Raw genomic sequence first — 14052 nt, forward strand, 5'->3', positions numbered from 1 at the left:
AGCCACCCCTCATACCACGACGAACGAACATTGAGAAATATTACGCGCCCACGATCACGCAGGAAGCCGGAAAACCGAGCAAACACAAGGCAGGCGGCGGCCTATGTTACTTATTCCCGCCCCGGGTGTGCTTAATGTCTCCTGTTGCCCTCCCTCCCCGAAGGGGGAGACTACGAGAGCAGCGCCCGGCGGAGCGTGTCGAGTCCAACGGAGCCGATGTTGAGGGCCTTGGTGTGGAACTCCTTGAGGTCGAACCCGGGCTGGGCCTCAAGTTCGGCGCGGATCTGTTCCCAGAGGCGCTGGCCTACTTTGTAGGAGGGGGCCTGGCCCGGCCAGCCGAGGTAGCGGGTGAACTCGAAGTTGAGTTGGCCTTCGCTGATGGGGAGGTTTTCCTTGAGGAAGCCGTAGCCCTTGTCCGCGGTCCAGGTGCCGGATCCCCAGCGTTGGGGCATCTCGAGTTCGAGGTGCACGCCGATGTCGAAGACCACGCGGGCGGCGCGCATGCGCTGCATGTCCAGCATGCCCATGTGGTCGCCGGGATCGTTGAGGTAGCCCAGTTCCTGCATGAGCTTTTCCGCGTAGAGTGCCCAGCCTTCGCCGTGGCCGGAGGTCCAGCAGACGTTCCGGCGCCATTTGTTCAGCAGCTCGCGGCGGTAGGTTGCGGTGGCCACCTGGAGGTGGTGGCCCGGGACGCCCTCGTGGTAGACGGTGGTGGTTTCAGCCCAGGTGGTGAACGTGTCCTCGCCGGCGGGGACGGACCACCACATGCGGCCGGGGCGGCTGAAGTCGTCGGACGGGCCGGTGTAGTAGATGCCGCCCTCGTCGGTGGGAGCGATCCGGCACTCGAGTTTCTTCATGACGTCGGGGATGTCGAAGTGCACTCCGGCGAGTTCGGCAACGGCTTTGTCGGAGAGGCCCTGCATCCATTCCCGGAGCGCCTCGGTGCCTTTCAGTTGCCGGGAGGGGTCGTTGTTGAGGATGTCCTTGGCTTCGGCGATGGTGGCGCCTGCCTTGATGGTGTCCGCAACGCGCTCCTGTTCCGCGATGAGGCGGTCCAGTTCCTCGACGCCCCAGGCGTACGTTTCTTCCAGGTCCACTTCCGCCCCCAGGAAGGAGCGGGAGGCCAGGGCGTAGCGGGCCCTGCCCACGGCGTCCTTCTCAGGCGCGGCGGGGAGCAGTTCGGTGCGCAGGAATTCTGCCAGCCGGGCGTAGGCACCCCGGGCGGCGTCAGCACCGGCGTCGAGCGTAGTTTGCAGCGCAGCGGGCAGTGGCCCGTCAGCCGTGGTGGCCTCTGCGGCCAGTTTGGCGAAGAAGCCGTCCGGGGCGGCGTACTTGGTCACCTGTTCGATGACGGTCCGCACCTGGCGGGCAGCGGCCACCCGGCCGGAGTCCCTGGCCATGCGCAGGGATTCGGTGTAGCCGCTGATGGCGGCCGGCACGTTGTGGGCGCGCCCGGCGATGTGCTCCCAGTCCTGTTCGGTGCCGGTGGGCATGAGGTCGAAGATGGCCCTGATGTCCTGGGCCGGGGAGGCGATGTTGTTCAGGTCCGCGTATTCCCAGCCGGAGGCGTGGATCAGCAGTTGCAGGCCGAGCCGTTCCCGCATGGCGTCCAGGGTGACGGCGTCCACGTCGTCTTCCGGTTCCAGGCCCTCCAGGGCAACCAGGGCCTCCCGCGCCGCCTCCGCGAATCCGGCAATGCCGGCGGGGGAGAAATCCTGGTACTCCGTTTCATGTCCCGGCAGGCCAAGGGTGGTGGCGAAGGTCGGGTTGAGCCTGATGAGGGTGTCCGTGTAGTTGTCCGCGACGGCGTCGATCCGGGTGTGCGGGCGCGCGGCGGGTGCAGTGTCTGTAGTCACATGACGAGACTATCGCCCGGACTGCGCCGAGGCCTGGGCCCACGCCGCCGGGGATCCACGCCCGGGACTCAGCCGCGGCTTCGTTTCCAGGCGCCGGGACCGGGCGTGGGTTCGAGCTTGAGCTGCTGCCGGCGCACCCAGTGCCGAACGGTCGGTTTGTCCGCACGTGCAGGTTCGGCGCCGCCAAGGGAGAGGACGACGGCGGTCAGTGCGGCCAGTTCCTCGGCGTTCGGCTGTCCTTTGACCACAGAGAGCAGCGGGGCGGCAAGCGCTTCGGCGGCGTCGGCGGCCGGCCCGGTCCCGGTATTTTCGGTGGCCATCACAGCGGGATGTTCCCATGCTTCTTGGCGGGGAGACTGGCGCGCTTGTCGCGCAGGGCACGCAGTCCCTTGATGATTTGGATCCGGGTATCGGAGGGGGCGATGACGGCGTCCACGTAACCCAGTTCGGCTGCCTGGTACGGGTTGAGGAGTTCTTCCTCGTACTGGCGGATCACCTCGGCGCGGCGGGCCTCAACGTCGCCGCCGTCCTGGGCGACCGCGGCGAGGTCGCGCCGGTAGAGGATGTTCACCGCGCCCTGCGCGCCCATCACACCGATCTGGGCCGTGGGCCATGCCAGGTTCAGGTCGGCGCCGAGCTTCTTGGAGCCCATCACGATGTAGGCGCCGCCGTAGGCCTTGCGGGTGATGACGGTGAGCTTGGGAACAGTGGCCTCGGCGTAGGCGTAGAGGAGTTTGGCGCCGCGGCGGATGATGCCCTGGAATTCCTGGTCCTTGCCGGGGAGGAACCCGGGGACGTCCACCAGGGTGATGATGGGGATGTTGAAGGCGTCGCAGTGCCGCACGAACCGGGCGGCCTTCTCTGACGCCGCGATGTCCAGGGTGCCGGCGAACTGCAGCGGCTGGTTGGCCACGATGCCCACGGTGTGGCCCTCCACCCGGCCGTAGCCGATCATCACGTTGGGGGCGTACAGGGCCTGCATCTCCAGGAAGTGCCCGTCGTCCACGATCTGTTCGACGACGGCGCGCATGTCGTAGGGCTGGTTGGCGGAATCCGGAACCAGCGTGTCCAGGGCGAGGTCGTCGTCGTCGACCTCCAACTCCTGCTGGTGCCCCAGCACCGGTGCCTCGGAGAGGTTGTTGGAAGGCAGGAAGTCCAGCAGTTCGCGCACGAACTCGATGGCGTCGGTCTCATCCGAGGCCAGGTAGGCGGACGTTCCGGTGGTGGCATTGTGCTGCCGGGCGCCGCCCAGGGTTTCCATGTCCACATCCTCGCCGGTGACGGTCTTGATGACGTCGGGGCCGGTAATGAACATGTGCGAGGTCTTGTCCACCATCACCACGTAGTCGGTGAGGGCCGGGGAGTAGGCGGCGCCGCCGGCGGAAGGCCCCATGATCAGGGAGATCTGCGGCACCACGCCGCTGGCGTGGACGTTGTTGCGGAAGATGTCCGCGAACATGGCCAGCGAGGCCACGCCTTCCTGGATGCGGGCGCCGCCGCCGTCCAGGATGCCGACGACGGGGCAGCCGTTGCGGAGCGCGAACTCCTGCACCTTGACGATTTTTTCGCCGTTGACCTGGCTCAGCGATCCGCCGTAGACAGTGAAGTCCTGGCTGTACACCGCCACCAGCCGGCCGTCGACGGTGCCGTAGCCGGAGACCAGGCCATCGCCCAGGGGTTTCTTCTTCTCCATGCCGAAGGCGGTGGAGCGGTGCACGGCCAGGGCGTCGAATTCTACAAACGAGTCTTCGTCCAGCAGCAGGGCGATGCGCTCGCGGGCCGTGTTCTTGCCGCGCGCATGCTGCTTTTCGATGGCTTCGGGGCCGGAGGGCTGTTCGGCGCGCGCCTGGCGGTCGCGGAAATCGGCAATCTTTCCCGCAGTCGTTGTCAGATCGTGGCTCATCAAGTGTCTCCGGCTCTGTAGCAGGTCAATTCTGTTGGCTGGCGGGCCCGTACTGTCCGGAGCTTTAAGTAGCATCCACACAAAAGACGAACCCTGCTGGCAAGTCTAGTGACGCTTTGGACGCCCGCAGCTGTAGGGAACCTACAATTTTCTGCCGTTCCTGCCACGTCCCCTCAATGTTACTCGCCGGTAACTTAGTTGGGTTACAGTGTTGCCATGACTTCAAGCGATGATGCTTTGCATGCTCCCGAAAGCCCCTACCGGGCCACCGGTTCCCTGGCGGCCAGGACCATCCTCATCTCCGGCGGCAGCCGCGGAATCGGACTGGCCATTGCCACAAGGGCGGCGCGGGACGGCGCCAATATAGTGCTGCTGGCCAAAACGGGGGAGCCGCACCCCAAGCTGGCGGGCACCGTGTATACGGCGGCTGCGCAGCTCGAGGAGGCCGGCGGCCAGGCGCTGCCGCTGGTGGGCGATGTGCGCAGGGACGAAGACGTGGCCGGCGCCGTGGCCGCAGCCGTTGAGCGGTTCGGCGGCATCGACGTCGTCATCAACAATGCCTCCGCCATCGACCTTTCCACCACTGATGCAGTGGACATGAAAAAGTACGACCTGATGCAGGACATCAACGTCCGCGGCACCTTCCTGTTGTCCAAGCTGGCGCTCCCGGCGCTCCGGAAGTCGGAACAGGGGCACATCCTCACGCTCTCGCCGCCGCTGAACCTCCACCCCTCCTGGGCGGGGAAGCACCTTGCGTACACCATGGCCAAATACGGGATGAGCCTGACCACGTTGGGGCTGGCGGAGGAACTGAAGGCTGACGGCATCAGGGTCAACTCCCTGTGGCCCTGCACCCTCATCGATACCGCCGCCATCCGGAACATGCCCCACGGCGAAACCATGGTGCTGGCGGCGCGTGGACCGCAGATCATGGCGGACGCCGCCCACGCCATCCTGACCGGCAGCAACCTCGCGGCCGGCGGGCCGCCGTCGGGCAACTTCTACACGGACGAGCAGGTCCTGGCGGCAGCGGGGGTGACCGATTTCCGTCCTTACAGCCTGGGAGCACCCGAAGACCGTCTGGTTCCGGACATCTTCCTCTAGGCGGCCGTACGGGCGTGGCCGGGTTGTCCTTCCCGGGGCGGCAGACGGCTCGGTGGGACCGGGCCAGGCTCGGTAGGATTTGGGTATGGACGACGCACACGCACCGGGCACCCCCCTGAACCGAGGGGACCTGGCCGACCAGCGTTTCCTCTCTGCCACCGGAATACCGCGGATCGACGTGGTGGACTCCACGGGCTCCACCAACGCGGACCTCCTGCGCGGTGTCACGGTGGAACCTTCGGCCTGGCCTGACCTCTCCGTGCTGACCGCCGAGTACCAGACCGCCGCCAGGGGACGCCTGGACAGGCGCTGGGAAGCGCCGCCACTGAGCTCCGTGTCCGTGTCCGTGGTGCTGCGTCCGGTCAACGCGGACGGCAGGCCCCTGCCCACCCAGAGCTACTCCTGGTTGTCCCTGATCGCAGCGCTGGCGCTGCGTGAGACGCTCCTGGAAACGGCCGGGATTCCGGCCGAGCTCAAGTGGCCCAACGACGTCCTGGTGCGGGGCAGGAAAATCGCCGGCATCCTCGCCCAGCTGGGGCCGATGGTTGATGGCAACGTGCCCCCGGTGATCCTGGGGACGGGCCTGAACGTCACCCTGACCGAAAGCGAACTTCCGGTGCCCACCGCCACCTCCGTGGCCCTGGAAGGTGCCCGCACCACGGACCGGACCGCGCTGCTGAAAAGCTACCTGTCCCACTTTGCGGTCCTGTACCGCAGTTTCTGCAACGCCGACGGCGACCCTGCGGCCGGGATGGCCGGTGGCCCGTCGCTGCACAAGAGGGTGGAAGCCGTGATGGTCACCCTGGGCAAGCAAGTGCGCGCACAGCTGCCCGGCGACCACGAGATCATTGGACACGCGTCCCGCCTGGACGATTACGGCTCCCTGCTGGTGGTGGACCGCGACTCGCGGGAGCACGTGGTGACCGCCGGCGACGTGGTGCACCTGCGGCCCTGGACGGCGCCGGACGCGCCAGGCCAAGGTGGTTATGCGTAGAATCCTGGTTCCCGGGGAGCAGGTCATCGTCACTACCCGCCCGCAGCCCCGGAAGCTGGCCGGGGCAGCCGTGGCCTTCGTGCTGGCGCCGGCGTTGGCGGCGTACGCCAGTGCCTGGATCGTCCGCGGCGGGGCAGCCCGCATGGCTCCAGCCTTTGGCCGCCAGTGGACGCCGTGGCTTGTCACTGCCTGCGTCCTCGCTGCTGCGGCTGTTTGGCTGGGCTACTGCCTGCCGCGCCTGCTCCGCTGGCAGGGCACCCGCTACACGCTTACCAGCCAACGGATGGTGGCGCGGTACGGGCTGCTTAACCGGCGGGACCAGCAGGTGAACCTGGCGTCGGTGCGTAACCTGACGGTCCACGAATCGCTGCTGCAGCGATTGGTGCGCTCGGGGAATATATCCTTGGAAACCGGGTACCAGGGCGTGGTGACTTTCCGCGACGTGCCTGAGGTTGCCAAATTCCGCGACTTTATCCTCGACGCCATCGGGGAACTGCCGGACGACAGCGCCCAGCCGGATGGCGCGACGCATTACCCTGCCGGTGCTTTTCCGGAGGACATGAGAGAAGGTGGACGGGATGACCGATGAGGACCAGCAGGAACGCGTCGACAGCACCGCCCCTGCCACCGCCGCCCTTGATCCTGACGCTGCGCCCTTGCAGGTGGCCCCTTCCGGCGACGCCGCACCGGAACCCGGATCCGCGCCGGAACCCGGTTCCACGCCGGCCGCGGCCATGCCGGATGCAGACCGGCACCCGCCCACCGGCGCCATGTCCGCCGAACGCCTGGCCATGAAGGCCCTCGAAGCCCGCCTCCTGGGCGGGGAACGGAAGCTCCGCCGTCGTGAAGTTGCCGCCGGCGCCGGACTCTCCCTGCTCTCTGCCCGCAAGCTCTGGCGTGCACTGGGGTTTCCGAATTTCGGCGACGAGGACGTTGCCTTCACCGAACGCGACCAGGCCGCCCTGTCCACCGTGGTGGACCTGGTCCGCGCCGGCAAGCTCACCGAAGAAGCAGCCATTTCGGTGACCCGCTCCATCGGGCAGATGACGGACCGCATGGTGGTCTGGCAGATCGAAGCCCTGGTGGAGGACATGGTCCACGAGCAGGGCGTCACCGATGCTGTGGCCCGCAAGCGCCTGGTCAACGAACTTCCCGCGCTGGTGGACGCGCTGGAAGAGGTCCTGGTGTACTCATGGCGGCGCCAACTCAACGCCGGCGTCCAGCGCCTCGCCGTCCGTGCCGAGGCCGGGCTGCAGGCCAGCGAGGAAGGCCGTGAAGGCGATGAGGACGACGCGCCGCTGCCCCTGGCCCGCGCGGTTGGCTTCGCGGACCTTGTCTCCTACACCAGCCTGTCCCGCCGGATGAACGAAAAGACCCTCGCCCGGCTGGTCCAGCGCTTCGAAAACAAGTGCGCCGAAATCATCTCCGTGGGCGGCGGCCGGCTGGTCAAGACCGTGGGCGACGAAGTCCTGTACATCGCCGAAACCCCGGCGGCCGGTGCCGAGATCTCCCTGGCGCTGGCCGAGGCCTTCACCGAGGACGAGATCCTTCCCGAAGCCCGGGTGGCCATGGTGTGGGGCAGGATCCTGTCCCGCCTGGGCGACATCTACGGTCCCACGGTCAACCTGGCCGCCCGGCTGACCACCCTTGCCGATCCCGGAACGGTTCTGGTCGACTCCATGACGGCCTCCGCCCTGGAGCACGACGAGCGGTTCATCATGATTCCCCAGGCCCCGGAAAATGTCCGCGGCTTCGGTGAGATCAATCCCGTCCGCCTCACCCGCGGCCGGGGCAAGGGCCTGGTCCTGGACTAGGAATCCGGCAGCCGTCGAAGCCGCCCGGAAGAATTTGTCCATTTGCTGGCGTATAGCGGTATCGTTGTGGTGCCCGGGGTCCTGTGACGCCGGCTGCAGGCACAGAGCCTAGATTTACCGGGGGATTTCCACTCATGACACGTCGCGGACAAACGCGCGCCCAGAGCCCTGCTGCCAGCGCGCCCCGACGGCCCCGCCTGCCGCGATCGCGGTGGTTCACCGGCACTGCGTTTGGTGCTGTGGTTGCTGTTGTGGTGACGGGTGCTGTGTTGTATCCGGGGTTTAAGACCACTGAGGTGGAGTTGAATGACGGCGGCGTGTGGGTGGTGTCGAAGTCGAAGAATGCTGTGGGGCGGTTGAATTATCCGTCGCGGGTGTTGGACGGTGCGGTGACGCCGGCGTCGACGACGTTCGATGTGTTGCAGCATGCAGGTGAGGTGTTCGTCGATGACGAGACTGGTTCGACGTTGAACCAGGTGTCGCCGGCGAATATGCGCCTGGGTGGGGATAAGCAGTTGCCGGGGGCTGCTGATGTGAGTTTTGGGACGCGGACGATTTCGGTGACGGATGCTGCGTCGGGGAAGGTGTGGGCGGTGTCGCCGTCCACCGTGAATGGTTTTGATAAGGAAGCGTCGGAGCCGGTGATGGTCGGTTCGGCGGGCATCGTCTCTGCGGTGGGTTCTGATGACCGGGTGTATTCGGCGGACCCTAAGACCGGTGTTGTGACGGTGACGGGTGTTGACGCCAACGGTGAGGTGACGTCGTCGGAGTCCAGCACGTGGGATGGGCTTAAGGGTGCCGGGGATCTGCAGATGACGGTGGTGGGGGACCGGCCGGTGGTGCTGGATGCCGCGGCGGGGAACCTGTTCCTGCCTGGTGGCAAGCGGCTGGCGTTGGAGAATGCCAGGGATGCGAAGTTGCAGCAGGCGGGGCCGGGCAGTGATGTTGTGGCGCTGGCCACGCGGAAGGCGTTGCTGAAGCAGCCGCTTGACGGGGGAGCGGCGAAGGTGGTGGCGTTCGACGGCGAGGGTGTTCCGGCTGCTCCGGTGCAGTTGGGCGGGTGTGTGCATGCGGCGTGGTCGGGTGCGAACAAGTATGTCCGGGATTGCGTCAATGATGGTGACGATAAGAAGGTTGACGTGCCCAGGGCGAGTGCGTCGCCGTCGTATGTTTTCCGGGTGAACCGGGACCTGGTGGTCCTGAATGATGTGAACTCCGGGAACGTGTGGCTGGTGAACCAGAACATGCAGCTGGTCAACAACTGGGACGACGTCATCCCACCAAAGGAAACTTCCGACGACGCCGACAAGGACTCCGCGGACGAGGTGCAGCAGACGGTTTTGCCGGACCGCACCAAACCCAACAGCGCCCCCGTGGCCAAACCGGACCAGTTCGGCATCCGGGCAGGGAAAACAACCATCCTGCCTGTCCTGGACAATGACTCTGACCCCGACGGCGACGTGCTGACCGTCCGCACTCCGGAAGGCGTCAAGACGGGCTCCGTTTCGCCCATCTACGGCTCCACCGGGCTGCAGGTTGCGGTGCCCGCGGACAAGACGGGCAGCGAAACCTTCAAGTACACAGTGGATGACGGCCGCGGACTCTCTGCATCGGCCGACATCACCCTCAATGTCATTCCGGCCGGCAGCAACACACCGCCGCGGCAAAAGCCCAACCGGAACACCACCCTGGTGGTCCAAACAGGCAAGGCCGTCACGCAGAACATCCTTCCCGACTGGATCGACCCCGACGGCGACGACTTGTTCGCCGTCTCCGTGTCCAGCACCGACCCGCTGGACCAGGCCCGGATCCGCCCAGACGGCCAGCTCACCTTCCAGGACTCCGGCGCCGCCCCCGGCCGTAAAAACCTGACCGTAACAATGTCGGACGGACAAGCCACGGCCGAAGGCAAAGCCACCGTGGATGTCAGGAGCCCCGGCTCCCTGCCGCCGATCGCCAACGCCGATCACGTGGTGGCCGTTGCCGGCACCGACACCGTCATCACCCCGTTGAAGAACGATTCTGACCCGCAAGGCGGCACGTTGCGCCTGGCGCAGGCCACGCCCGATGCCGAGTCCACAGCCACCCTCAACCCGGACCAGCAGACTTTCACCTTCAACTCCCGCACCCTCGGCGCCCACTACGTCAGCTACCTTGTGACCAACGGCCCGGCCAGCGCCCAACAGCTGGTGCGCGTGGATGTGGTGCCGGGCACTGACGAGGGTGCTCCCGTCGCCGTCCGCGATACCGCACTGCTCCCCACCGGCGGCGACGTACTGGTGGATGTCCTGGGCAATGACTCGGATCCCTCGGGTGGCGTACTGGTGGTGCAGTCCGTCGCCGCCGACGCCGGCCTGCCGGTGAGCGTTGCGGTACTTGACCACTCGGTGGTCCGGATTACCGACATCCGCGCCGAAGGTCAGCTGACCGTCCGGTACACCGTCTCCAACGGCCGCTCGTCCGCGACCGGCGAGATCGCCGTACTGATGGTCCCCGCCCCGGCGAAGCTCCAGGCACCACAGGCAAAGCCGGACGAAGCCACCGTCCGGGTCAACGACGCCGTCACCATCCCCGTCCTGGCCAACGACGCCGACCCCAACGGCTCCAGGCTCGCACTCCTGCCCGACCTCGCCCAGCAGCCGGATGCCGCCGATGGACGCATGTTCGTGGCCGGTGACCAGCTGCGGTTCGTTGCCGGCCCCGAGGCGAAAACCGTATACGCCATCTACAAGGTGCAGAACGAATCCGGGCAAGTGGATTCCCAGCAGGTGACCATCCGCATCCGCGCCCGTGACGATGACCGGAACTCCCGCCCCGATCCGCGCAACCTGACCGCGCGCGTGGTGGCAGGTATGACCGTCAAGGTACCCGTGCCCCTGGACGGCATCGACGCCGACGGCGACTCCGTCCAGCTCATCGGCATCGACAAGGCACCTGCCATGGGCACCGCAGTGGTACGGGACGGCTACCTGGAATTCACGGCGGCGGGCGACGCTGCCGGCACCGATAGCTTCACCTACCGGGTGCGGGACCGGATCGGCGCAGAGAACACCGGCACGGTGATCGTGGGCATCGCCCCGCCGGAGGCGAACAACCAGAAGCCCATTGCGGTGGACGACCCCGTGGATGTCCGGCCGGGCCGCAAAGTGGCGGTGGAGGCCCTGGCGAACGACTCCGACCCCGACGGCGACCCGCTCAGCCTGGTCTCCGATGGTTTCGAAGCCGGTTCCGGGTTGCAGGTGGAGGCCACAGACGGTGCCAGGGTCCTCTTCACGGCGCCCGGGGCTGCCGGCAACGAAAGCATCAGCTACCGCATCCAGGATGATAAGAAAGCTTCCTCCGGCGCCGTCATCCGGATCCGGATCAGCCCGGACGCCGAGCTCAAGCGTCCCGTGGCCAAGGATGACCGGGTAACGGTGGCAGAAACCCTTGGCAAGACCGCCGTCGATGTGCCGGTCCTGAAAAACGACACCGACGCCGACGGCGTGGCCACAGACCTGAAGGTCAGCCTGCCCGACGGTAATCCCAACGCCCGCCCGGGCGGGTCGGGCAACGTAGTGGTGACCCTCACCCCGGAAGACCAGCTGATCCCCTACACGGTCACGGACGTCGACGGCCTCACCTCCACTGCCCTGATGTGGATCCCGGGCCAGGGCGCGCAGTACCCTACCCTCGCCAAGACCGACCCCGTTGAGGTCATGTCCGGCAAGGACGCCACCCTGGACCTGTCCGAATACGTCCGGGTCCGCAGTGGCCGCAGCGCCCGGATCACTGTGGCCGACTCCGTCCGGGTCCAGGGCGGCTCCCCGGAGGGCATCATCCGGTCCGACGGCAAAGCCCTGCGCTACACCGCCAAACCGGACTATGTGGGCCCGGGCTCCATCACCTTCGAAGTAACGGACGGCTCCGGACCCGACGACGCCGACGGCCTGAAATCCACCCTGGTCATCATGACCGAGGTGATCCCGGACCCCAACGCCAACCACCCGCCCACGTTCAGCGGCACCTCCGTGGACGTCCCCAGGGCCGAAACGGCAACGGTGGACCTCGCCGGACTGGCCAAGGACGTCGACGAACGGGACAAGGACAACCTCCGCTTCGAACTGGACGGGACGCTTCCCGCCGGCTTCAGCGCAAAGGTCGACGGCGCCACCCTCGCCATCACTGCCGATGGTTCCCTTGGCATCGGCGTCACCGGAAACATCCAGGTGAAGGTCACCGACGGCAGGTCACCCGCCGTCGGCGCCACCATCAGCGCACGCCATGTGGCCTCCAACCGGCCCCTGCCGGTGGCCAACGACGATGCGGTGGACAAGGCCAACGCAGGAAAGACGGAACAGGTCAACGTCCTGGCCAACGACTTCAACCCCTTCCCGGATACGCCCCTGCGGATCGTTGGCGCCACCGTGGAGACGGGCGCCGCAGCAGGCCAGCCGTCCGTGTCGGGGGACAGCGTCACCGTTACCCCGGCTGACGGGTACAAGGGCGTCATGGTGGTCCGCTACACCTTGGCCGACAAGACGGGCGACCTGTCCCGCCAGGTGGACGGCCGGCTGCGGCTCACCGTCCGCGGCAAACCCGACGCACCCTCTGCCCCCAGCGCCACCGACGTCCGCAGCCGCACCGCCGTTCTCAAGTGGGCGCCGCCGTCGGACAACGGCGCTCCCATCACGGGGTACACCGTCCGCTCGAACAACGGCTTCGAACAGAAGTGCCCCACCACCACCTGCACGTTGAGTGGGCTCACCAACAACGTGAAGTACGTTTTCACGGTGCTCGCCACCAACGAGGTGGGGGACTCGCAGGCCTCGCCGCAGTCCAACGAAATCCGGCCTGACGAGAAGCCATCGCCACCGGAGGCGCCCACGGTGAAGGCCGGGGACAAGACCATGGCCATCACTTGGCCCGCGGCGAAGACCGAGGGCTCACCGGTGAAACACTACAACCTGGAAATTTCGCCGCCGCCAGCCAGTGGGGTGGCCGTCAAGAACGAGGTCGCCGGGCTGAACTACACCTGGACCGGCCTCACCAACGGCGTGAAGTACAAGGTGCGTGCGCAGGCCGTCAACGAGCTTGGCGCCTCCGACTGGGGGACGTATTCTGCGGAGGACAATCCCGCCGGTGTCCCGGCAGCGCCTGCAGCACCTTCGTCCGCCGTCGCATCATCCGTGGGGACCCAGAACCAGCTTCGGGTCACGTGGGCCGAACCCAACACCAACGGCGATCCGATCAGCACCTATTACGTCACCATGAGCGGTGGCAACGCCCCCGCCCAGACCCAGACCGTCCCCGGCAACGTCCGCACGGCGAACTTCACTGCCAACAACTCCGAGGCCGCCTACACGTTCACGGTGCAGGCTGAGAACAAGGCCGGCAAGGGAGCGGTCAGCCCGCCCTCCGCGCCCCGCCGCGCCACCGGCAAGCTGTCCCCGGTCTCCGGCGTGACGGCCACACCGGCCAACACCGGCGGAGCAGGACGCTCCGTGACCGTGGACTTCCGCAGGCTGACCGCGGCCGAACGCAACGGTTCTGCCGAGAATGAAGTCAGCTACAGCTACAACGCCAGCAACGGCGCCCGCGGACCCATCACGCCCGGGCAGACAATTAGTGGCTTCAGCAACGGCACCGCCGTCAGCATTACCGTCATCGCCAACTCGACGGTGGCCCCGAGCTCTGACGCCAGCACCCCTGCCACCACCACACCATACGGATCCCCGGGCACCCCCTCGGCGTCAGGCCAAAACGGCGGCGTGAACCAAAAGTCGGCCACCCTGAACTGGTCCTCACCGTCCACCAGCACCAATGACGTGGCGCAAACCAGGATCAGCATCAACAACGGAGGATGGGAGAACGTTGCCCCCTCCGGCAGCAGGACGGTCAACACGGCAAACTTCGGTGACACCGTGACCATCGCGGTCCAGACCTTCAACTCCGTAGGCACCGGCAGCGCGGTGGTCACGGCCAGCGCCTCTGCCGGCAAGCAGGGACTCTGGGAAACCCGGATCAAGACCTCGGACCCCAACTTCGTCAGGAGTTGTACCTTCACCCTGGGCGGATCAAACTACCGGCCAAGTCCATACTTCGACTGTGACGGCGTCAACGCGGACAGCCCACCCTGGTTCTACAATGCGGACCAGGACCGCATCATGGTGGCGTGCTACATCGACCAGAGCGACAACTGGTCCGGCAACGGCATCGTCCGCTGGTGGCGGGTTGAATCCGGTTCCGCGCGCAACGTTGGCCGGTACGTCATCGCCGGCCACACCACGCTTGCGGATCCCGCAGCCCTGGGAGCCCCGCATTGCTGAGGGGGTCAATCCGGGACGTCCGGGGCAGATCTCCCCATCGCGCCGAATTCGGCAATTCGGTAGTCTTACGCCC

General features: G+C 66.7%; 9 protein-coding genes. 5 read left to right on the plus strand and 4 right to left on the minus strand.

Annotated elements, in window-relative coordinates; all coding sequences use genetic code 11:
* Positions 1-170: 170 nt before the first annotated feature.
* The 3 genes from LDO14_RS06850 to LDO14_RS06860 form a co-directional block, all read right to left on the minus strand.
* Positions 171-1856 carry a DUF885 domain-containing protein gene (locus LDO14_RS06850; protein ID WP_223994531.1) on the minus strand — a complete coding sequence of 562 codons (1686 nt, stop codon included), beginning with the start codon at positions 1854-1856 and terminating at the stop codon, positions 171-173.
* Positions 1857-1924: 68 nt separating this feature from the next.
* Positions 1925-2176: an acyl-CoA carboxylase subunit epsilon gene (locus LDO14_RS06855; RefSeq protein ID WP_018770092.1), complete on the minus strand. Its 252-nt coding sequence runs from the start codon at positions 2174-2176 to the stop codon at positions 1925-1927.
* Complete coding sequence (locus LDO14_RS06860) at positions 2176-3759, minus strand: acyl-CoA carboxylase subunit beta (protein WP_018770091.1); 1584 nt, start codon at positions 3757-3759, stop codon at positions 2176-2178. Before LDO14_RS06860 ends, LDO14_RS06855 begins: the two co-directional genes overlap by 1 nt.
* A 216-nt stretch (positions 3760-3975) precedes the next feature.
* On the opposite strand from LDO14_RS06860, the gene LDO14_RS06865 reads away from it, so the two are divergent.
* The 4 genes from LDO14_RS06865 (at position 3976) to LDO14_RS06880 (ending at position 7671) form a co-directional block, all read left to right on the plus strand.
* Positions 3976-4863, plus strand: coding sequence for an NAD(P)-dependent oxidoreductase (locus LDO14_RS06865; protein WP_223994533.1), 888 nt, complete (start codon positions 3976-3978; stop codon positions 4861-4863).
* Between the two features lie 85 nt (positions 4864-4948).
* Complete coding sequence (locus LDO14_RS06870; RefSeq protein ID WP_142073951.1) at positions 4949-5857, plus strand: biotin--[acetyl-CoA-carboxylase] ligase; 909 nt, start codon at positions 4949-4951, stop codon at positions 5855-5857.
* Entirely contained in the window at positions 5850-6446 is a 597-nt protein-coding gene (locus LDO14_RS06875; RefSeq protein ID WP_223994543.1) for a PH domain-containing protein, read from the plus strand. The genes LDO14_RS06870 and LDO14_RS06875 overlap by 8 nt, the downstream gene beginning before the upstream one ends.
* A 145-nt stretch (positions 6447-6591) precedes the next feature.
* A complete protein-coding gene (locus tag LDO14_RS06880) occupies positions 6592-7671 on the plus strand; it encodes an adenylate/guanylate cyclase domain-containing protein (RefSeq protein ID WP_223995152.1) in 1080 nt (359 codons plus the stop codon).
* Between the two features lie 361 nt (positions 7672-8032).
* Here LDO14_RS06880 and LDO14_RS06885 read toward each other — a convergent pair whose 3' ends face one another.
* Positions 8033-8278 (minus strand): hypothetical protein, encoded by a 246-nt coding sequence (locus LDO14_RS06885; protein WP_223994545.1) that lies wholly within the window; start codon positions 8276-8278, stop codon positions 8033-8035.
* A gap of 37 nt (positions 8279-8315) precedes the next feature.
* Between LDO14_RS06885 and LDO14_RS06890 the strand changes: the two genes are divergently transcribed.
* Positions 8316-13979 (plus strand): Ig-like domain-containing protein, encoded by a 5664-nt coding sequence (locus LDO14_RS06890; RefSeq protein ID WP_223995154.1) that lies wholly within the window; start codon positions 8316-8318, stop codon positions 13977-13979.
* Positions 13980-14052 lie beyond the last annotated feature (73 nt).

The organism is Arthrobacter sp. NicSoilB11, assembly GCF_019977375.1.
GTDB lineage: Bacteria > Actinomycetota > Actinomycetes > Actinomycetales > Micrococcaceae > Arthrobacter.

Bases quoted from the DNA above. Each gene is read 5' to 3' on its own strand.
- LDO14_RS06855 (WP_018770092.1), bottom strand. From the start codon at position 2,176: ATGGCCACCGAAAATACCGGGACCGGGCCGGCCGCCGACGCCGCCGAA.
- LDO14_RS06860 (WP_018770091.1), bottom strand. From the start codon at position 3,759: ATGAGCCACGATCTGACAACGACTGCGGGAAAGATTGCCGATTTCCGC.
- LDO14_RS06865 (WP_223994533.1), top strand. From the start codon at position 3,976: ATGACTTCAAGCGATGATGCTTTGCATGCTCCCGAAAGCCCCTACCGG.
- LDO14_RS06870 (WP_142073951.1), top strand. From the start codon at position 4,949: ATGGACGACGCACACGCACCGGGCACCCCCCTGAACCGAGGGGACCTG.
- LDO14_RS06875 (WP_223994543.1), top strand. From the start codon at position 5,850: ATGCGTAGAATCCTGGTTCCCGGGGAGCAGGTCATCGTCACTACCCGC.
- LDO14_RS06880 (WP_223995152.1), top strand. From the start codon at position 6,592: ATGCCGGATGCAGACCGGCACCCGCCCACCGGCGCCATGTCCGCCGAA.
- LDO14_RS06890 (WP_223995154.1), top strand. From the start codon at position 8,316: ATGGTCGGTTCGGCGGGCATCGTCTCTGCGGTGGGTTCTGATGACCGG.